This is a genomic window from Rubinisphaera italica (assembly GCF_007859715.1).
In the GTDB taxonomy this organism is placed as follows: Bacteria; Planctomycetota; Planctomycetia; order Planctomycetales; family Planctomycetaceae; genus Rubinisphaera; species Rubinisphaera italica.
In genome coordinates, this window is sequence record NZ_SJPG01000001.1 from 6,296,291 (window position 1) to 6,316,148 (window position 19,858).

General features: G+C 49.6%; 17 protein-coding genes and 1 tRNA gene. 7 read left to right on the forward strand and 11 right to left on the reverse strand.

Annotation, left to right across the window (positions count from 1 at the left end):
* Positions 1–193: 193 nt before the first annotated feature.
* From Pan54_RS24100 to Pan54_RS24115, 4 genes are all read right to left on the reverse strand, one after another.
* Positions 194–267: transfer RNA gene (locus Pan54_RS24100), tRNA-Val, on the reverse strand.
* A 91-nt stretch (positions 268–358) separates the two neighbouring features.
* Complete coding sequence (locus Pan54_RS24105) at positions 359–1,126, reverse strand: SDR family NAD(P)-dependent oxidoreductase (RefSeq protein ID WP_146505988.1); 768 nt, start codon at positions 1,124–1,126, stop codon at positions 359–361.
* Between the two features lie 186 nt (positions 1,127–1,312).
* Entirely contained in the window at positions 1,313–2,314 is a 1,002-nt protein-coding gene (locus Pan54_RS24110; RefSeq protein ID WP_242631417.1) for an ABC transporter substrate-binding protein, read from the reverse strand.
* Between the two features lie 131 nt (positions 2,315–2,445).
* Positions 2,446–3,546, reverse strand: a complete 1,101-nt coding sequence (locus tag Pan54_RS24115; RefSeq protein ID WP_165441952.1) for a glycosyltransferase family 4 protein — start codon at positions 3,544–3,546, stop codon at positions 2,446–2,448.
* Positions 3,547–3,830: 284 nt separating this feature from the next.
* Between Pan54_RS24115 and Pan54_RS24120 the strand changes: the two genes are divergently transcribed.
* From Pan54_RS24120 to Pan54_RS24130, 3 genes are all read left to right on the forward strand, one after another.
* A complete protein-coding gene (locus Pan54_RS24120) occupies positions 3,831–5,555 on the forward strand; it encodes a hypothetical protein (protein WP_146505990.1) in 1,725 nt (574 codons plus the stop codon).
* An 81-nt stretch (positions 5,556–5,636) separates the two neighbouring features.
* Positions 5,637–6,326, forward strand: a complete 690-nt coding sequence (locus tag Pan54_RS24125) for a GOLPH3/VPS74 family protein (protein WP_146505991.1) — start codon at positions 5,637–5,639, stop codon at positions 6,324–6,326.
* Positions 6,327–6,506: 180 nt separating this feature from the next.
* Positions 6,507–7,325 carry an MFS transporter gene (locus tag Pan54_RS24130; protein WP_146505992.1) on the forward strand — a complete coding sequence of 273 codons (819 nt, stop codon included), beginning with the start codon at positions 6,507–6,509 and terminating at the stop codon, positions 7,323–7,325.
* A gap of 25 nt (positions 7,326–7,350) precedes the next feature.
* On the opposite strand, the gene Pan54_RS24135 is transcribed toward Pan54_RS24130, so the two are convergent.
* Entirely contained in the window at positions 7,351–8,355 is a 1,005-nt protein-coding gene (locus Pan54_RS24135; protein WP_146506552.1) for an NAD(P)-dependent alcohol dehydrogenase, read from the reverse strand.
* A 270-nt stretch (positions 8,356–8,625) separates the two neighbouring features.
* Between Pan54_RS24135 and Pan54_RS24140 the strand changes: the two genes are divergently transcribed.
* On the forward strand, positions 8,626–9,033 hold the full coding sequence (locus Pan54_RS24140; RefSeq protein ID WP_146505993.1) for a hypothetical protein: 408 nt from the start codon (positions 8,626–8,628) through the stop codon (positions 9,031–9,033).
* Between the two features lie 509 nt (positions 9,034–9,542).
* Here Pan54_RS24140 and Pan54_RS24145 read toward each other — a convergent pair.
* From Pan54_RS24145 to Pan54_RS24165, 5 genes are all read right to left on the reverse strand, one after another.
* A complete protein-coding gene (locus Pan54_RS24145) occupies positions 9,543–10,424 on the reverse strand; it encodes a ThuA domain-containing protein (RefSeq protein ID WP_146505994.1) in 882 nt (293 codons plus the stop codon).
* Between the two features lie 11 nt (positions 10,425–10,435).
* On the reverse strand, positions 10,436–11,485 hold the full coding sequence (locus Pan54_RS24150) for a bile acid:sodium symporter family protein (protein ID WP_146505995.1): 1,050 nt from the start codon (positions 11,483–11,485) through the stop codon (positions 10,436–10,438).
* 117 nt (positions 11,486–11,602) lie between these two features.
* Complete coding sequence (locus Pan54_RS24155; RefSeq protein ID WP_146505996.1) at positions 11,603–13,306, reverse strand: tetratricopeptide repeat protein; 1,704 nt, start codon at positions 13,304–13,306, stop codon at positions 11,603–11,605.
* 113 nt (positions 13,307–13,419) lie between these two features.
* Positions 13,420–14,262 (reverse strand): 3-deoxy-8-phosphooctulonate synthase, encoded by an 843-nt coding sequence (gene kdsA, locus Pan54_RS24160; protein WP_146505997.1) that lies wholly within the window; start codon positions 14,260–14,262, stop codon positions 13,420–13,422.
* 124 nt (positions 14,263–14,386) lie between these two features.
* Positions 14,387–16,027, reverse strand: a complete 1,641-nt coding sequence (locus Pan54_RS24165; protein WP_146505998.1) for a hypothetical protein — start codon at positions 16,025–16,027, stop codon at positions 14,387–14,389.
* Positions 16,028–16,585: 558 nt separating this feature from the next.
* On the opposite strand from Pan54_RS24165, the gene Pan54_RS24170 reads away from it, so the two are divergent.
* The 3 genes from Pan54_RS24170 (at position 16,586) to Pan54_RS24180 (ending at position 18,699) form a co-directional block, all read left to right on the forward strand.
* Positions 16,586–17,026: an Hsp20/alpha crystallin family protein gene (locus Pan54_RS24170; protein WP_165441954.1), complete on the forward strand. Its 441-nt coding sequence runs from the start codon at positions 16,586–16,588 to the stop codon at positions 17,024–17,026.
* A gap of 69 nt (positions 17,027–17,095) precedes the next feature.
* A complete protein-coding gene (locus tag Pan54_RS24175; protein WP_146506000.1) occupies positions 17,096–17,509 on the forward strand; it encodes an Hsp20/alpha crystallin family protein in 414 nt (137 codons plus the stop codon).
* Positions 17,510–17,679: 170 nt separating this feature from the next.
* Complete coding sequence (locus tag Pan54_RS24180) at positions 17,680–18,699, forward strand: WD40 repeat domain-containing protein (RefSeq protein WP_165441955.1); 1,020 nt, start codon at positions 17,680–17,682, stop codon at positions 18,697–18,699.
* A gap of 100 nt (positions 18,700–18,799) precedes the next feature.
* On the opposite strand, the gene Pan54_RS24185 is transcribed toward Pan54_RS24180, so the two are convergent.
* Positions 18,800–19,768 (reverse strand): sugar phosphate isomerase/epimerase family protein, encoded by a 969-nt coding sequence (locus Pan54_RS24185; protein ID WP_146506002.1) that lies wholly within the window; start codon positions 19,766–19,768, stop codon positions 18,800–18,802.
* Positions 19,769–19,858: the final 90 nt, after the last annotated feature.

Here is a 19,858-nt window from a genome sequence, read left to right on the forward strand (position 1 = left end):
ATCGGGAAGCGATTAGGAAGTGATCATGGCGAAAATTTAGTTGCAAATTTGTTGCAAAGAGATCTGAATTTGTTGCAGACCTACCGATAATTTGTTGCAAAGATTGTTGCAAACTTTGTTGCAGAGCTTATTTGTTGCAGAGCTAAAGACATGAAAAAAGCCCTAAACCGTTGTAGTTTAAGGCTTTAAGAAATGGGCAATACAGGACTCGAACCTGTGACCTCTACCGTGTGAAGGTAGCGCGCTAGCCAGCTGTGCCAATTGCCCTATTTGTAGTGGGAAGTTGTATTTTAGCCGGGTTGGGGGGATCGTCAATCGAGTTTATGGAATCGTTTAGCAGGCTCGATACAAATTCCGATTATTTGGGAGGGACGCCGAGGGATTTTCCTCCGTCGATGGCGATGGATGTTCCGGTGACCATGGCGGCTGCTTCGGAGAGCAGAAATGAAACATTGGCAGCGACTTCTTTGGGATGAATCATGCGGCCTTGAGCAGCAGCCAGCGGGCTAGCGTTGATGAAGGATTGGGCAGTCGCTTCCGGATCAGCTGCGGCTGCCAGATCGGCATTAATGATCCCCGTTTCACTGACCGGTCCAGGACAAATGCAGTTGACGCGAATATTGTCTCGTGACAGGCAGAGCGCGAGTGATTTCGTTAATCCTACCAGACTCATCTTGCTGATCGAGTAAACAGGATCATGGGCTCGCGGCAACAAACCTGCGTTACTGGCAATGTTGACGAGGCTCCCTTTCCCCTGTTTTCGGAAATAGGGAACCACATATCTGGATGCAAAAAAGACGGCTTTGAGATTCGTGTCTAAAACTCGATCCCAATCCTCTTCGGAAACTTCTGTAATGTCAGCGACGTGATTCACCCCGGCATTATTGATCAGAGCCTCGATGGGACCGTAAGTAGCTGCGATTTCAATCAGCTTTGCAAGATGCTCGACCGAACGAACATCAACCAGCAGGTGCTCTTTCCAGTTTTCAATTTCATGGATTGATTCATGAGCCTGCTGCAAATCGCAACTCACAACCAGCCAGCCTTCGCCGGCCAGAAGCTGAGCGGTCGCCAAACCGATTCCGCTGGCTGCTCCTGTTACTATGGCAACGCGATTTGGTTTCATAGGGCTATTAATTTTCACTTGTATTGCTGATCAATGAATCGTGCTCTTTCCTTCTCCTTGGGGAGACGGTAGCTGAAGACCGGGTGAGGGAATTGCCTCGACGCCCTAAATAATATTTCACGTCGCGTTCCCCCCCTCAGCCTAGCCTTCTCCCTCAGGGAGAGGGGACTTATGATATAGGGCGGCTCAATCCACCTGAATAGGATGCAGGAGTTTTTCAAACTGCTCTTCTTTCATATTGTCTGGAGTGGCGACATATTCTCCCGTCTTAATTCGAGATTCAACATCTTCTCCATTAAGATGAGCAAGCAAAGTTTTCACCGCCTGATATCCCATCGCCACGGGATCCTGCAGGACGATGCCCTGAACGTGCCCCTGTTCCATGCCATCAATCAAATCGGGATTGGGATCGAAAGCGATGAATTTGACTTTGCCGGTCAGGTTCAATTCCCGCAAGGCTCCAAGCGTGCCGGTTGCATTCGGTTCGCAGACAGCAAAGATACCATCGATCTGATCGCGATATTTATCGATCACTTCAGTCGCTTTTTCCAGTGAGGATTCCGGTGTTGTCCCCGCATACTGATCGGAAGAAATGACTGTAATTTCCGGAAAGTCGGCTTTCAGTTTCGAGAGGAATCCCTCTTCACGCTGTTCGGTACTTTCGCTGCCGGCATTATACCGCAGCATGACGACTTCCCCTTTGCCATCCAGGATTTCCGCCAGTTTTTCGGCAGCCAGTTCTCCCCCCCGAAAATTATCGGTCGCCACATAACTGACAATCGCAGACTCATCTCCCAAAGCACTATCAAATATAACGACGGGTATCTCTTCGTCATTGGCATGCAGAACACTATCGATCAGAGCCTGAGAATCGAGAGGAGCCAGGACAATACCATCAACATTCTTGACGATAAAATCTTCAACCACACTAATCTGACCGGCTCGATCATTCTCCAGCAATGGCCCCTTCCACAGAATCTCGACATTGCCCGCTTCATCCGCGGCTTTCTTCGCACCTGCATGCACCGACTTCCAGAACTCGTGCGTTGTTCCTTTCGGAATCACAGCGATGCGAATGGTTTTGTCATTTCCTGAAGTCCCAGTATTGGAATTATTCCCATCCGGACTTCCATTACACGATGCCAATAAAAATGTGATTGCAATCAGACAAAATGTTCGAATGGCCACGGTAGATTCCTTATTGAGAGCGACTTGCCAGCGTGAAATTCACTGAAGGCATCTGAGTCTATACATATTTATTCAAGTCCTCACAATACTCACATCAGACTTCACATTCCAGTGAGGCCCCGAGAAAGGAATTATGGAATCTTATTCAATAATTCCTTCCAGACCCGAGCATGAGATTTCGCAGAGGAGTTAAGAGCAAAGTGACTGCGAACCCGCTGCCGGGCTTGTTCCCCCAATAGTTTGCGGGCAGAAGAATTCAGCATCAGTGAGATGCATGTCTGGGCCAACCCCTCTGGATCATCTACAGTTATCAACAAAGCCGAGTCCTGATCGACCAGCATTTCGGAAGTTCCACCAACATCGGTCGCGACAATAGCCACGCCACAAGCAGCTGCTTCGAGCAGAACGCGACCGAATGGTTCCTGACGGGCAGGATGGATGAGCAGATCGATTTGCGGCAGAAGCTCAGGAATATCCTCCCGATATCCGAGCCAGTGCACACGATCCGAGAATCCATTTTGAGCAACCGAGCACTGCAGGTCTTCCAGATACTCTCTGCTCTCCTGCTTCCCGGAATAGCATTCCCCAATCATCAGAAAATGCCAGTCCGGGCAATTCCTCGCCATCTCGGGAAGGGCTGCGATCAAAGTGCTGTGACCTTTCCGTAAACCAATTTGACCAATCGTTGCAGCGAACTTTGCTTCCGGAGCACATCCCAGTTCCTCATGCAGACTTTTCGCGAACTTCCGAGGAAACTGCTCAACATCGATTCCATTGTGAATGGTCAGTAAACGATCAGAATTGACTCCCATCAATTCATAATAATTTCGCGTAGCATCAGAAACACAAATCAGTCGACTCAAGCGACCGAGATCTGAAATCGATCCTTTGGAAAGCTTCATCATGTCTCGGATGTGCCCGACAACCGGCATCGAAATCTGCATGAGATTCCTTCCCAGAAATCGTGAAAGCGTCAGGCTGTTCGTATGCAGGATCTCGAATTGATGTTCCGAGAGAAGCTGCGTTAACTCACAGATAGCATCCGCATCATCACGCCGTACCCCAACCTCGTCACGTAAAGAAAACTCGATCTGCGGAAAGTCCAGCACACCGATCAGCTTCTCCAGATCGCCATGAGCAGGAGCCAGAAATGTGAATGAAAACTGATCCCGCAATTCATTGGCAACGCTCAGGAACGAACGCTCTCCCCCCAATGCGGAAGGAAATTCCATAAATACTGCAATCTGGGGTAATGACATCACTGGGCTAACTGAAAGGGATCAGGAAATCTCATTTCTGAATCGTTTACGATATTTATTAATAATTTTCTATTCCATCTCCAAAATGTCCAACGGGTTCCGATGTCGATTCGTATAAATGTTCAGAATCCGGATTGTGGAATTACTGATGACTCACTTCGCGGCTCATTCGAGTCGTGCAGTCAGCCGACCTGATCTCATCTCGACCGTTCGTGTCACTTTCAGGTGTTGCGTTCGCAATACGTCAGGAGTCTGCCATGTCTACAGAAGCTTCGCCCTCTCTTGCTGCTCCCGTTAAATCTACGCCGTGGTGGCTGAAACTCTATAACCACAATCCCTTTTATGTCATCAGCACTGTGCTCATGCTGACTTCCGTTCGAGCCGCCTACGGAGAAATGCCGATTGGGGAAATCAACTGCTGGGTCGTGATGGGTGTGCTCGCCGGTTACACCACCTTGCTCGCTCTGATTGGCATCTGCATCATCCGCTTCGGGAAAATCTGGGAAGACGCCCGCTCAATTCTCTTATTACTTCTGCTCCTGTTCCTGGGCATCTCGGTCAGCATGGACGATCTGTTCGTGAAACTGGAATCTCCCCATGAAGGTGCATTGCTGGCCCTGGCCGGTGTCGCATTTTCATTCGTCATCACCGAATTAGTCCTGTTACTGACGAAAATTCAACTGCGAACCCGCTATCGCATCCCCTACTACCTCTTCCTCGTGCTATTCTTTTTCACGCCATGGTGGATGTCGCCGGAATTAAATCCCCGTTCTTCCTCTGAGACGGAATGGTTACTGCTGCTCTTTCCGGTCGCTGCTGCTGGCATTCTCCTCTTGTTACTGCCTGCTGTCTGGGGTGGTCCGAAGTATGTCCGCAACAACGGCACCCCCTGGAAGTGGCCCCTGTTTCCATGGTCGATGTTCTTTATGCTGATCGTCGCAACTTTAATCCGCTCCTACGCCTTATGCCTGACATTCGGCCCAACCGGTCCCATTTGGCATAAGCTCTCAAGCGGAGGCATGGGGATCGTCTTTTCCACCATCTGGGGAACCTGGTTTCTGGTTCCTATTCTCTGGGCAATCCTGTTACTTTTACTCGAAGGCGGAATTGTCGCCCACTGCTCGATTCAACGCAAGTGGAGCCTTGCCCTGACTCCTGCATTAATTCTGCTGGCCTTTCCATTTGGATCCTCGACGGTCTTCACCGCTTTCTGGGATCGCATGCTCACAACAGTCGGCTCTCCCATCTGGATTGCGACTCTGCTCGTCATTCTCTTCTATGGCTGGGCGACTCTGCGAAAAGTCTCTGGCGCATTTTATGGGTTTGTCAGCTTCTTCCTGCTCCTTGCCTGGATCGATCCCAGCACCGAACAATGGCCCGCTCTCATTCCACAACGGGCCTGGCCGATTGCCATGGTTGGCTTTGGACTGCTGATCAAAGGCCTCATCAAACACTCCTCATTCTACCAGACCTCTGCCTCAACTCTGCTGATCAGCAGCATTGCAATAGTGATCCAGCAATCCAGTTATTCCCAGTGGACGACCGAATCCACGTTTATCCTCATCTGGCTGTCTGCTTTGATACTCGGAGCCTGCCACCGCGACGATCTCGGCTGCTTATTACGCTTTGTCGCCAGCACTCAAGCCATCCTCGTTGGCTATCAGATTTTGACTCGCACCCTGCCTCTGGAGTTGAACATCGGCTATCGACTGCTCATCCTCGTCGCACTGACGGGGCTTTGCCTGTTGCTCGCCTTCGCAATGAAAAACCGCTGGTATCTGTTCGCATTTGCCGGCAACTTCCTGCTGCTGCTTTATGGAGCAGTGCTGATCGGCTATCAACAGGCCAGCTCCCAGTTCGGCTCCACCGCAATGCTCACCTTCTCCTGGAGCCTGGGCATGTTACTGTTTGCGATGTTGATCAGTGCTCACAAAGCCGACTGGTTACCGAGACGATTAATTCCCAAAAACTGGACGGCATAATTCCGCAAAACTTTTGGCTCTCCCTCTGCATGTTGTTATACTGAACAAACCACTTCGCGTGTCTCAGTAACAAAGGACAGTATGACAGAATCAAAACCGCTGCACCTGTATGAAGAATTGCTGCTCCTGGCTCTGCATGATGAAAAGGGAACCTTAAACGGCGGGTATATCGAGCATGCGCTGGCCGGTGCAGTTCTGGCAGAACTTTTGCTCGAAGATCAGATCATTATCGATGATCAAGCCAACGGTCTCATCAAGCTGCAAATGGATAAAGAACCAGACGATCCCTTATTCCGCAAAGCCTATCGTCTGATCAATCTCTGGCAGAAGCCGATGTCTCTGGAAGGACTCTTGTCGGAATTAGCGAACCTCTCCAGCCTCAGATATCTCGCCACAGAACAACTCTGCGACCGAGGCGTCGTTGAGAATGTTGAAGAGACAATCCTGTACATCTTCTCAAGAAATATTTACCCCACTCTCAACCCCGCTCCCGAACAGGAAATCGTCTCACGCATCCGCGATGGCATTTTCAACGATGAAGCCCAACTCGATCCCCGCACCTGCGCGTTAATCTCTCTGGCTCATCACACCGATTACATCACTGCAGCAATCAGCTTTCACGAACGCGCAAAGCATAAAGCTCGCATCGAAGTGATCGCTAAAGAAGAACTCGCAGGCTCCGCAACCCAAAAAGCCATTGCCGCCTGCCAGGCCGCCGTCACAGCATCAATACTGATGACAACCATCATGATGAGTCAGGTCAATACTTAGCTGAGTGATCATCGCGAGAATCCTCTGCGACATTATCTGTTCTATGATTGGGTGAATTCCGCTCGAAAAATGAACACCATATCGATTTGAAATCGAAAGACTGGAAATGCATATCGAACTGGGTTAACTTCGACAAAAGTGATTTCTGAAGTATTTATTCTCAGCTCATTGAATTTCGCCATGCAGAACGATGACACACAGGAACTCGAAAAGCGATGCGAGGACCTCATTCAAACGTTGCCGCTCCAATCGCTGCAAACGATGCTGATCATTTTAATTCCTGGAGCAGTATTATTTGCGAGCGGCGTGTTCGGGCTGACACAATTGCCCGCGAATCCCTCAGGCTGGGACGTTGGTCTGGCTGTCACTTTTGCAGTGACCGGAGGCGCGACTATGGTCTTCATGGGCATTCTCTTTCTGGATCGCCGATTCCGTCGCAAGACTTTCCGAGAGATGTTGTCCGGTCAACCGCTCGCCCATTGGAGCTACACGACAGATGAGTGGGCTAGTTATTGCAGTCTGCAAAATCAGCGACGGGATGAGAATACTCCCTTCACATCGTCTTCTGTTATTGCCTGGTTATTAATTGGAGGAATCTTTGCAGGCCTCACCATGTTGATCAGTTGGAACTGGGGAGAACATCGAGGAACGGCCATCGGAATTGCCTTTGCCTCTGGTGTTCTGTTCGCCGTTCTCATGACAATTTTCGAGTGGCTTGGCTGGACGATGTGGTGTCGCGCACTGGAAAATCGGCAGGGGGAAACTTTCATCATGCCCGGCTGCGTTTATTTTCATAGTCGCCTGCATAGCTGGGGGCACTGGGGAGGCAGGCTCAAATCTCTCACTCACGAAAAACAGAATGAGCTTCCTCTCTCAATCCTGAAGTTCGAAGTCGCAGTCATCAGTAAGAACGGCGAACACATTCATCATCTCGAAGTCCCCGTTCCGAGAGAAAAACAGGAGGAAGCGGATCGAATTCTGCAGGAACTGCAGCGCTAACTAAAACAATCCACTTCCCTTCCCCTTACCGAGTGAGCACAAGTCGATACCGAGGCGACCCGTTTCGCAGCTTCTCAAAGGCATCATTGATGTCCGACATTTTAGAAACTTCAGTCATGGGAGCAATGTCGTGCCGGGCGCAGAATTCCAGCATTTTTTGAGTCGTTGCGATACTTCCGAGTGGGGAACTCTTCAGCGACTTCTGTCCCATAATCATCGGAAAGACGGTCGCTTCCACTTTCGGAGCCGCTCCAACCGTATGCAATACGCCTTTAGGGGCGAGTGTGGCAATATAGTCGTCCCAGGGTAGCATCGCATTAGTCGTATTGAGAACCATATCGAATTTGCTTTGCACATCCTCAAAAGGCTCATCCTCGTCAGTCGCAATGTACTCATGAGCTCCCAGTTCACGGGCCTCTTCCTCTTTATCCCGACTGCGGGAAATCGCCGTCACTTCACAGCCCCATGCATTCAGAAACTGTAATGCCATATGACCGAGACCACCAATCCCCACCACAGCCACCTTCGACATCGGTGAAATGTCATTCTGAACCAGCGGATTAAAAACCGTAATCCCACCACACAGCAGTGGACCAGCCGTGATCGGATTCAGTTCATCCGGCAATTTCACGGCCCATCCCCAATGACACCGCACCTTATCGGCGAAGCCGCCATGCTGATGCGTAATCGTCCCTTCAATCGTAGGACACAAATTCTGATCCCCCGACAGGCAAGGCTGACAATGCATACAGGATCGCGAATTCCAGCCGAGTCCAACCAGATCCCCAATTTCCAAAGCCGGAACATGCTCTCCCTTCGCCGCCACTTTGCCAATCACCTCATGCCCACCGACAAACGGATACTGCGTCAGATCCCATTCATTATCGAGCATCGACAGATCGCTGTGACAAATCCCGCACGAGATCACTTCAATATCAACATCATCCGGCCCAATCTCCGGCAACTCATATTCATAAGCCTCAAACGGCCCCTTAGCTTCCCTGGCGGCATAGGCTTTTACAGTCGTCATCATCAACTCCTTCTCGAATTTGAAACAGGCATTCAAATATTAGTAGAACTCGCGATTGATTTTACAATGAGAAGGCTCAGGGAGAAGGCCCAGGGACATTGACAGTCAAGTGGCAGAATTAAAAACATGAAAGGGCAATAGGCCAAAAAACTGCATTTTCCTGTTTTTCAGAATAACCCCTGTCCCTTACCCAGCTTAACTTTCGCTTTTCAAATATCCCAGGAGGGTCACACAAAACAACTTAATCCACCAGAAACAAGGGTCAACAAGATGTCCGGCATTACCAACAAATTCGTCCTCGCCACTTTCGCAGCATTCCTGGCAATGGGAACCGTTACCACGACGACATTTGCAGAAACGCAAAAACTGATCATCACTCCTCAGAATCCCTCAGGGGCCAGGCTCGGCATCAGCGGAAAATATACCTATAAAGATGGCGTCGAAGGCGTGCTCGTTTATCGCGACAACAGCAAACGGACTCTGCGAGTTGTGCTCCCGAATGGCAAGACTGTGAATGCAAAATTCCGTGTCGGCTACGACATCATCACCTCCATCAACGGCATGCAGGTCTTCAATGCCCGGGACGTTCTCAATGCCCTGCACTACGGCACCAACTCACTCGAAGTCTACGACAGCTACTCAAAATCCTGGCACTCCGCCCGAGTCACAATTCGATAGTGCATTTCTGGAGCATATTCAAAAATCACCTGCAGCATACGGCAGGAGCAAACTCAATGTTTTGCGGTCATTGGAGTCCAAGCGACTGCAGAAACCATTTGAAAATGGTCTAATTGCAGTGTGCCTTCGCATGTATGCTTTTGCTCTGAAACAAAATGTATGCACAGGATCAACGCAGAAAATTAATTTTGCAAATGCTCCAGTTTTTGCGATCCGTCAAAAACAAGTCGACAAACCGATCGAGAATAAGATCGGCCAGGTAAGCGTCGTAAACCACACCATACGACTGGCCCCAACTGTCATGTCCACACTAGAGAATTGATCCACTAAAACTTCGGGTGGGTGTGCCACTGGCTTCGTCAGTACTAATCACGACTATTACTGAAGTCACGATGCATTGGCAAAGCCAGTGGTACCCTGTTTATTTTCTGGGATAGAGCACATATCTGGACTCGACCAGCCCAAAAAAATACCCACGGCGAGCGTGGGTGTGGTTGCGAGTTGAATGATTATTCTTTGGCGGCTGCTTTGGCTTTTTCTTCCTCAGCCGCAGAGACTTCCGGGTTGGGTTCGGTGGAACCTTCCAGTCCGCCTCGCATCCACTTGACGGCGTTTTCGACCGATTTGAGAAAGGCTGCGTTGGTCCAGGTTTCGTCGCGGTGGCCGAGATTGTTGAAGTAGACTTTGCCATCGCCCCAGCTTTTCACCCAGGCAACCGGCACATGATACGGCTTGCTCGGTTTGCAGTTGGCCATGTCGAGAGACATCAGCACACGGACTTTTTCCGGCTGCCAGTTGACATACTGATAAATCTCATCCTGATGCACAAAGACTTTTCCGAATGGTTGCATGACAGGATGCTCGGGATCGTGAACAGTCATGGTGACAGTAGTGCCAGCTCCCCAGGGATGGCCGTTGAAGGTGCCGCCGCACATGTCCCAGTACCAGCGGAATTCTTCATTCTTCTTGGGATCATTAGTACGATAGGTATCGGCAGCAGAGTGGAAACCGATGAAGCCGTGGCCTTTTTGCTTTAACCAGTCGTTGATGAAATAGTCACGATCCTCAGGAGCAATCGGCAGTTCGCCCGTCGTATAGAACATAACGATATCGTACTTTTCCAGATTCTCCTTCGTGAAATCGGCAGCACTGTTCTGAGTGCAATCGACATCAAACAGACCGGTTTTCTGGCCGAGCTGAATCATGGCAACTTCGGCGGTGGCGAGTTTTCCGTCATTGCGTCGTACCGAGCCGTGGGTGAATCCCTTGCTTTCAGTCAGCATCAGGATTTTGGTTTTCGGGATTTCCTTGGCTTGCACCGGAGCGGTCCAGGAAATTGCCAAAACAAAAAACAGAGCCAGAATGCTCAGTGGAATCTCGGGTTTCATCATGTTGGTTTCTTTCATTTTAAGTCTGTCGAAATCGATTCGGCAGCATTGGAATGTGTGGGCTGAGGCGACGTCTTCGCATCGATATCAGAACATGTTTGCCGGAACTTGGCAATCATGACCGTATCGATAATCAATTGCAGGGCATGAAAAATCAGTGGAGGAATAATTGCTAGGGGAGAAATTCCAGTCGCGAGGAGAATAGGAGAAGTCGTTAGATCGATGGCGATGGCCAGTGTTTTCTGGCTCCCGGAAAAGGCAACGCCAATTGCATCTTCACAGTTTCCTCGCAGCAGACGTGTGAGCCCCCAGCCACTCCAGAGACCGACGCCGTGAATGAATCCGCATAACACGATGACCAGTGATATCTGTTGCAGCGATATATTTCCCGACTGTTCCTGAAAGATCGGACCGGTGCGGATGGCACTGATCATAATGATGATCAGAATGCCGATCTGCGAAAGCATGCTGATGGAGACTTTGTGAGCATCGGCATTTTTTCCGACAACTGGTATTGCCCGCAGTATCTGAGCCAGCCCCATCGGCAAAACTGCCACAATTAACAGCCGAGACATTAAAGACCAGATATCGATGGGCAGAGTTTGCCCGAGCGTCAGTCCGAGCCAGAAGGGGATCGTCAGAAAACAAAAGGCATTTCCCAGAAGTGTGGCCATAAGAGGGATCGCATCATTCCCGCCCGCTTTTCGTGTCCAGACGGCAGCTGAAGCGAGAGTCGTCGGCACGGCAGACATGATTAATAGGCCAGCCGAGAAGGGCTTCAGCGAAAACAGCAGGACCACTCCCCAGGTAATGAGTGGAAGGATGACAATGCTGACTAATATCGCCAGTATAATCGATGTCGGCTGCGAAGCGGTTTCCCAGAGTTTCCCCGTCGGCAACGTGATGGACATGCCAAAGAGAATGAAGAAGACCAGATAGCCGGTATTCACATATTGGCCGACGGATTCGCTCAATCCCGGCACCGACTGCCCCAGCAAACCTCCGACCGGCAACAGAATAAACAGAGTGATCAGAAACCATTGACGAAGAAAAAACTGCTTGATGAGACGACCTTAACTTTATGAACCTGCATGGATGAGTAGATCCAGTCAAATTTAAGAGTCACGTCATTAAGATACAAGCACGAAGCGCAAGCGAGTGAGTTGAATGGCCGATAATAATTAAGGGGCCTGCCAGTGTTGAAGATCAATCTCCTTGCGGACATCCATCGAGGCTGGAAACTCCGACTGTTTCAGGATTTCCACTGCTTCTGCAGGCTTGTCATTTTTGGCCAGGGCTTCTGCCTGAAGTTGGCGAGCAGAATTGGCCCAGCGACCATTGGGATAGCGGGCGACATAATTCTGTAACGTATCTGCAGCGGCTCGATAGCCCTGACTTTCATACTGAGAAATCGCACTCCAGTACTGGGCATCCTCGGCTTGGAGAAATCGCATCAGGTTTTCAAATTGAACAGCCGCCCCTGTGCCTGTCACACTGAATTGCAAACGGATGCGAATATAAGTTCGCAAGGCTTCTGTTTCATTCCCCAGCAACTGTTGCAAGCGCGCCTTGAGCATTTGCCGCTCCATGCTGACTTTGTAAGTCTTTTCCTCATTCTGATCTTCATTCGCACGGACGGAGCGAACTTCTTTCATCAATGTCGCGTGCGAAAGCTCTCGAAGTGTTAAAGCCTCTTCACTGGCAAGAAGCGATTGCTGATACATGTTGTGCGGATAACTCCAGAATGTCAGCTTCCTCTCCCCCAGAATCGGTTTGAGCCGAGAAGTAACCCGTTCCCCCAATCCGACTCCATTTGCATCATCCCCCTCGAGAGGTTGATAAATTGTGCAGGCCATTTCTCCGGCAAACTCAATCTGCAAGGCTTCCATTCTTCGAGAAGTCGACAGCATGGCATAAGGCAGAAAAACGTCTGCGGTCTTCCAGTCAATAGCCTGCATTTGTTGAATTGGAGAGCCTTCCGGGAATGTCACACCCGGAAAAGTATTAAACAGCGAGTTAAAATCCTTTGAGAGAGCCGAGGCAGCCCACAACTGATTCGCATCCTCAGCATTTGCCTGAAATTCAATCGCCAGTTCCGGACAAAAAGCCAACAGCTGATCGTCAATCAAGACAAAGAGAATAGCTGGTGAAGACGCTTTTGCATCTGCAGATTCAGGAGGCATCATGACCAGGGAATCGAGATTGAGTTGTTCGAGCAGGGTTGCAAACACCCAGATTCGATCCTGAGGCAATCCCCGCCCCGCCAGAATCACATCCTGCAATGTTCGAGGGATGGTTGTCGGGTCGAGTTGGCTGAGTCTCTCTTGAGTAATCAAATCAGTAGCTGCCAGTCGAGGATCAATCAACTGTTGATCGAGCGTGATGTTCCGGCAGGTGTACTCAAAGATCGCTCGGATCTTTTCCAGATCCGTGGGGGAATTCTGGACAACATGCTCAACAACTTTCCGAATCAAAAGTTGATCGCGGAGATAAAGGACATCGCCCAGCGATACCGAATCGCTATTTAAACTTGCGATAAACTCCGGTTCTGTCTGAGGCATGAATAACGGATTGGCAACATCTCGTTGTGTCTTCGACAAGTCGGCACAACTCCCAAACCACTGATTGAGAATCACCACTGCAGCTTGCAACTCGCTGTTGATATTCTCTGCACTTGGCTGCAGGATCTGATAAACTTTATCGAGATTCGCCTTACAGATTCTTCGCTTTTCAAGATTCTCTCGAGCAGAGATCGCATCGACTTTCTTGCCCTCTTTTTTCTCCAAATTTTCAGAGGAATTGCCACCATTGCAGCCTGCTGAAATCAGCCCTGCCGTCAGAAGGAGAGTACAAGAAATCAAAGTTTGAATTCGACAAATTGTCATCGTCAGGTGTCAACTCGAAAAAAGTGATAGTAAATTTGGGATGAAAGTCCGTAGGTCAGGAAATGCCTGACAGAATAATTATCAATGGTCCATCACGTCAGACACAGCCTGACTTACAGATTCCCCCAGCCATTGACCAGTACGCGAATTTCGATCAATTGTTGGAGAATTTTCCTCAAATCCTTGAGGGGAATCATGTTTGGACCATCGCTGGGAGATTGTTCGGGATCGGGATGGGTTTCCATGAATACGGCATCGGCTCCGGCTGCGACAGCCGCTCGAGCTAAATAGGGAACCATCGCCCGATTTCCGCCGGTGGTCTTCCCGCCGGGACGTTGCACGCTGTGAGTGGCATCAAAAACGACGGGGCAACCCAGACTTTGCATCAGCGGTATGGCCTGCATGTCGTTGACGAGATGTCCATAGCCAAACGTGGTCCCCCGTTCAGTCAACAAGACATTCTCCTGCCCAGATTCCCGGCATTTATTGACAACATGCTTGATGTCCTCTGGAGCGATAAACTGGGGCTTTTTGACATTAATCACACCGCCATTGTCTCGCGTCGCCTCGGCTGCCGCTTGAATGAGGTCGGTTTGCCTGGCCAGAAAAGCTGGAATCTGGAGAATCTGACAGACTTTCGCAGCAGGAGCCGCCTGTTCCGGGAGATGAATATCGGTCGTTGTCTGGAAGCCGATTTGATCGGTGACTGATTGCAGGATCCGCAATCCTTCTTCAAGGCCGGGACCTCGAAAACTGTCGATGCTGGTCCGGTTCGCCTTATCGAAACTCGCTTTAAAGACGACATTGATCCCCAGGTCATCAGAAATCTTGCGGATTTCTTCTGCCGTATTGAGCAGTGAATCCTGAGATTCAATGACGCATGGCCCCAGAATAAACAATAATGGCTCGCCGCGACCGCAACGGAATTTTCCCAGCGAAACTGAATTCTCAGACATGAACCGCCCGATTTTTAGGATAAAATGATTCTCTGACAGACTGGCAGCTCACAGTGCCACAACTCAGGAAATCATTTTAACCACTCCGACGGGCTACGCAAAGAAACATCCTTCCTGCAACAGATTAAGCGGCTTTATTGCGTTGTTGGTCCCGATGCATTTTACGCAATCGGCGGCGTTCCTTCTTACTAAGTCCCTTCAGGTCCTGTGAGTCTAATCGATCATCATCTTCATATGACGTGTCAATCGAGACCGTCTCACGTGGTTTAGCAGCAGTCTTCTCGGGTTTTGAGGCCTGTCTGCCACGTTGTGCAGAATTTTTGTTACCCGTTTCCTGAACGGCTTGTTCAGGTTCAGAATTCGCCTCAGACTTCACGCGGATTCGGGGTTTTGCCTGCGTTTTATTCGCGGAGGATTCCTCTTTCGTATTGGCAGAGGTCGATTTTGAGGTATTCGATTTCTGAACTGATGCCCGTGAGGAAGTTGTCTCTTCAGCGATTTTTAATTGAGGTTCAGCACCATCTGAAGAGGTTTGTTCATGTTCAGAGATGGATTTCGATTTTTTCCGACCAAATACACCTGAGAAAAGTCCTTTCCGTGGTGCCTTTTCCTCGTTTGGTTCTGAAGCTTCTGTGATTGTGCTTGCATCTTCGGTTTTAACAGTCGTTTTTGCCTGTGGTTTCACCGTTTTCCTGGAGACTGTCTCCACCGATTTTTCAACTTTTTTCACGACTTGTTTTCGAGTCGACTTCTGAGTGGTCTGCTGAGAGTTCTGATCTTTCGCCTCTTCGGCTGATTCAGAGATGTATCTCTTTTCTGCCGCTTTTTTAGCGATGAGAGCGACACCTGAAGCCGCTTGGGAAAGTCCGTAGCCACTCTTGTGGCAGGCTTGAATCATTCCCTGAATGATCCAACTTTGTCGCTTTTTGACGGGATCAGAAGTGACATACATCACATAGTGTGTTTGCGAGATGAGAGCAGAGAACATCAGGGTCGGTGTCATAATTGACATTAATGCCGCCACCAACTGCCAGGCTTCTGCATAGCGGAATTGATCTTCCTGATGGAGAGACCAGGTCGCATACAGATAAGAGAACATCGCAAAACAGCAGCTTACAAAAGAGACCCAACTTCGACGGCAAAACCACATTTCCCGTGTGAAACAACGTGCAGGTTCGATCAACAGTGCAGCTGCAAGGACCATCCAGAGGCACGATTTTAAGAGCGGGATTTCGATACGTGTGTAACTGGCAAGAAGTTCAGCCCCAATGGTGTGCAGTTCACATCCGGCTGCAATTCCGAAAATTGCAAACACCCAACCAGACCAGTACCACGACTTGAAGCATCCATCAAAATCGCGCACGCTGGCCGAACGAAACCAGCTGATCAACCAGCAGGTTCCTGCACAGGCCAGCAGAATTAAGCCAGTGAAAAAACGCCATGCAAATCCCGTTTGCAGGTTCAGTGAAGCCATCAACGGATGGTCTGCAGGTAGTGTGATCCATTGCATTGCAGAGACGACCAAGGCCATTATCAATGGAAATCCACAGCAAATCAGCATCACTTGAACGCGACCGTGGGGAAGCAAACTGGCGATGGGCGAACGAGCATCGATGCAGGTTTCGTCGTTGGGGCGATGGATTTTCCAATATCCACCAGCCTTTGCGATCGCTGGAGTCGGTTCCGGATGCCCCTCGTTTTCACCGGCCAGCCGGCGACGTCGGCGATCATCGATATTGCGCGAGCCCGCAAATTTAACACTCATGAGTTCTGACCTTCCCTGGTCACACAGATTCTATCTTCAGATTCTCTAAGCTGTTCAACTCGAACCTGCTACCTTACGGGCAAATTTTGCCCCGGAATAAGCAGCAAATGGTGATTGAAAACCTTGCAGAGAATCATGAATTTCAGATTGAGATGAGAATTCGACCGCACGGCGACACCGGCGCAAGCCTTCCCTGGCTGAATCGAAGTCCATTCTTATCTATCAGATCGTAATCCGAGCCGGCCTCTCTGAAGATCTTCCCCTCTATTGTGATGGTCAGAGTGGTAAGTCCCACGGATTTTCTACGTAACCGTCAAGCATTAACAGGATGCCACAATGGCACGTTTCGGCTACCTCGCAAAAGGTGCCATAATGGCACTGTTGTGGCCGGGCATTAATTGTCAACATGCGACAAAAGACTCTTAAGTGATTGTTATGTAATAAGTTACGCGTCAATCCCCAGGTTGCCATGTCAATTGGCACACGATGTGCACCACCTCAAAGTACTCCCTCCATCGACGAGGGCTAAAAAAAGATTTAATAAAAAGGAGATACGAAATGATCGGTACATATGTAAAACCATTGAAATCACAGGTGCCACTGTCAATTCAGCGTCTTCAACATGAATTGAACAACTCTCTGGTCGAGTTTCGAAACGGACTGATGGCGAGTCAGGGTGCTCTCTCGATGAACGTCTGGCAAAAAGAGCGCGAATGGATTATCCGGATTGAACTGCCCGGCGCAGAGCTGGAGAACATCTCGATTGATGTGCAGGATGATCGCGTCAAGATATCTGCAGAGCGTCAGCAATCAGAAAGCGACGAAGGAACAGTTCTTAAAAGCGAACGACCTTTTGGTCGCCTGAATCGTGAACTGGAACTTCCATTCAAAATCGATGCCTCTCAGACGGCAGCTGTTTACGAGAGAGGGATTCTGGAATTGAAGATCGTGGGACTTGAAGAAGAAGGCCCACAACGGATTGAAGTGCAATCGCGATAATCGCGATGCCTGTTTGACTTAACATTAGGTTTTTTGTTTACAAAAGCAATATTGTAAGGAGTGACGAAAATGTCAGACCAAACCCAAATCACAAACACACAATCTGATCGTTGCTGCTCAACACATGAAGTGCCTGAAGCAACACATCGGGCAGCGACACGCCCGCGAACCGATATTCGGGAAACCGAAACCGGATTCCTGCTGCAGGTCGACATGCCGGGAATTGATGAATCGACTGCGGAGATCACCGTTGAAAAGAATGTGTTGACCATTACCGGAACTGCTCATCTCTATCAGCCGGAAGGCTTTGAGAAGGTTTATAATGAATCTGATCAACGGCATTACGAACGCGTTTTCCGACTTCCCGAAGATGTCGATTCGACAGCCTTGTCCGCTTCCGTTAAAAACGGCGTGCTGACTGTCTCGATCCCAAAATCAAAGGCAGCTTTGCCGGTCCGAGTTCCGATTAACGCAGGCAAATAAAGCGGACTCTTTTTCATGAAACTGAAGCTCCCCGTAATTATTTACGGGGAGCTTTTTTTGTTCCGATTGGATCACGTAAAGACTCTCACCTGTTCAATAATAGTTTCTGCCTTTAGAATGGATTTCGACTGTGATATCCGCCCAGCTAACTCTTGATGGGATATGCTCCTGTGAAATCTGTACTGAATCACTGCCAGATTGTCATTTTGTTTCTGTCACTATTGAACTGCTTTTTCTCTGTCGGTTTTCTAACAGCTGCAGAGCCGCTCACTCCTCTCAAAACAATCAGTCAAGCCACGGGAACCGTTTCCGCTCTTCGGTTTTCCGTCGACAATCAATCACTCTATCTGGGGACTTACGGCCAGTTGCAGGTGGTCTCGATTGAGTCAGCAGAGACTTTGCAGAAGCTCGACAAATTGAGTGGCTATATCACCAGTATCGCCGATTCCCCCGACGGCAAACTGCTCGCCGCAGGACATTATCAGAAAGTGACGCTCTTCAACACAGAGGATTATTCGCAACTTGCCCAACTCAAACATCACCGCGGTCAGGTGTCCGGTGCGAATTTCCTTTCCGATCAACAACTGTTGACTGCCGCCGACGATGGGACAGTTGCCTTGTGGAAGTTAACCGATGACGTCTGGAGTCTGGCGGAATCTCTTGAGTATGACGAGCCAATTACCTCTCTGGCAGTCGATCCTGCTATAAAATGGGCTGCAATTGGGCTTGGGGATGAAACTCGGGTCACGCGGCCTGGTTCGGTGGCGATAATCGATCTTGAATCATTTCAGGAAAAGAAGTCGCACGTGATTCATAAATCGGCAGTCGCATCGCTGGCAGCGACAAACGATGGAAAATCTGTGTTGTCAGGCTCCTTCGATGAGTCGATCATTGTCACATCGGTTATAGATGGGATTCAGACTGGCATCTTCAAACAGCACGCCCGCCCGGTCAATTGCATCACAACGGTTCTCAATCAGGATGTCATTTTCAGCGGGAGTGGAGGTCGATACAAAGAGAAGAACGAGTTGATTGGCTGGACGCTCTCGACTGGAGAAGTGCTCATCAAGTCGGAACCGCATGCCGGAAAGATCACGGCGGTCGCGGTTTCCTCAGATGGCAAATTTCTGGCCACGGGGAGTCAGGATGAAACGGCCATCATTTGGGATCTGGCTACGTTTTTGAAATAGGTTGGAGGGTGGCTGGGGTCGAGCGCAGTGAGCACCCAGAATATTCGATGATCTTGGGGGCTTCGCTTCGCTACGACCCCAGCCACCCATGTAATAACCGTTAAGCAAGTGCCTTCGCGACCGAGGCTTTCATCTTTTCCAGACCTGTGGCAATCACTTCTGCTGGGGGTTGCTGATAATAGGTGTCGTTGAAGAGTTCCAGCGAGAGCACTCCTTTGAAGCCGATGCTGTTGAGGGATTGCAGAATCAAATCGAGTGGAGCGACGCCGTCACCCGGATAAACGCGATCGGAATCGCGAGTTTCTTCGCGAGGAGGTGACGATGGGTAATCGTTCATGTGGAAAATGTTGATCGCCTCACCGGAAAGCAGTCGGAGTCCATGGAAGTCGGATCCACCGCGGTAGAGGTGATACACATCCGGCAAAATGGCAGCCCGAGGATGATTGGCAGCTACCGCCACGTAAGCGGCTTGTGCAATGTGTGAAAGGTTTTTTGCGGATCCCCAGATTTCCAGCTGAGGAATCACTTCCATCGAAACGCCCAGGTCAAGCAGATCGGAATAGCGTTTGGCCAATAGATTCAGGTCAACCAAATTCGAGTTACTGCCGTTGATTCCAGCAGGAGGAGCGGCAATGCGTTTGCTGCCGAGTGAACGAACCAAATCCATTTCCCGTTTTGCTTGCTCGAATGCACCTGCTCGCTTCTTGTCGTCATCAACGCCCCAGTTAGGAAAGCCGATTGCTGATTCGACCTGCAGGCCACAATCGTCCAATTGCTTGCGTAAATCTTTAAGGTTGCCACCTGACTTCTGAAAGGTTTCTATCTCACCGATCCAGGGTTCAATTCCATCGTATCCAGCCGAGGACACCAGTTCGACTAACTCTGGCAAAGGCAGCTTGGATTTACGGACACAGCTGGTGTTGAAGCAGTAGCGAAATTTCTTAGTCACGTCGCTGGATAACTCTTTTGCATATGAAACTGCAGTTCCACTGGCACCACTTAAAAAGGATGCTCCAGCCAGCGAAGCGGCTGAGGTTGACAGAAAGTGTCGACGATTGAAACTGCTCATGGATGTCCGCCTTGGTAGAGAATGATGGAGCTTTGTGTTTTTTGAACCACGGATGGACACGAATATTAACGGATGATTGATTTGTTCATG

Coding starts and splice junctions, on each gene's coding strand:
- Pan54_RS24105 (WP_146505988.1), bottom strand. CDS start 1,126: ATGAAACCAAATCGCGTTGCCATAGTAACAGGAGCAGCCAGCGGAATC.
- Pan54_RS24115 (WP_165441952.1), bottom strand. CDS start 3,546: ATGGAATTTCCTTCCGCATTGGGGGGAGAGCGTTCGTTCCTGAGCGTT.
- Pan54_RS24120 (WP_146505990.1), top strand. CDS start 3,831: ATGTCTACAGAAGCTTCGCCCTCTCTTGCTGCTCCCGTTAAATCTACG.
- Pan54_RS24125 (WP_146505991.1), top strand. CDS start 5,637: ATGACAGAATCAAAACCGCTGCACCTGTATGAAGAATTGCTGCTCCTG.
- Pan54_RS24130 (WP_146505992.1), top strand. CDS start 6,507: ATGCAGAACGATGACACACAGGAACTCGAAAAGCGATGCGAGGACCTC.
- Pan54_RS24135 (WP_146506552.1), bottom strand. CDS start 8,355: ATGACGACTGTAAAAGCCTATGCCGCCAGGGAAGCTAAGGGGCCGTTT.
- Pan54_RS24140 (WP_146505993.1), top strand. CDS start 8,626: ATGTCCGGCATTACCAACAAATTCGTCCTCGCCACTTTCGCAGCATTC.
- Pan54_RS24145 (WP_146505994.1), bottom strand. CDS start 10,424: ATGATGAAACCCGAGATTCCACTGAGCATTCTGGCTCTGTTTTTTGTT.
- Pan54_RS24155 (WP_146505996.1), bottom strand. CDS start 13,306: ATGACAATTTGTCGAATTCAAACTTTGATTTCTTGTACTCTCCTTCTG.
- kdsA (WP_146505997.1), bottom strand. CDS start 14,262: ATGTCTGAGAATTCAGTTTCGCTGGGAAAATTCCGTTGCGGTCGCGGC.
- Pan54_RS24165 (WP_146505998.1), bottom strand. CDS start 16,027: ATGAGTGTTAAATTTGCGGGCTCGCGCAATATCGATGATCGCCGACGT.
- Pan54_RS24170 (WP_165441954.1), top strand. CDS start 16,586: ATGATCGGTACATATGTAAAACCATTGAAATCACAGGTGCCACTGTCA.
- Pan54_RS24175 (WP_146506000.1), top strand. CDS start 17,096: ATGTCAGACCAAACCCAAATCACAAACACACAATCTGATCGTTGCTGC.
- Pan54_RS24185 (WP_146506002.1), bottom strand. CDS start 19,768: ATGAGCAGTTTCAATCGTCGACACTTTCTGTCAACCTCAGCCGCTTCG.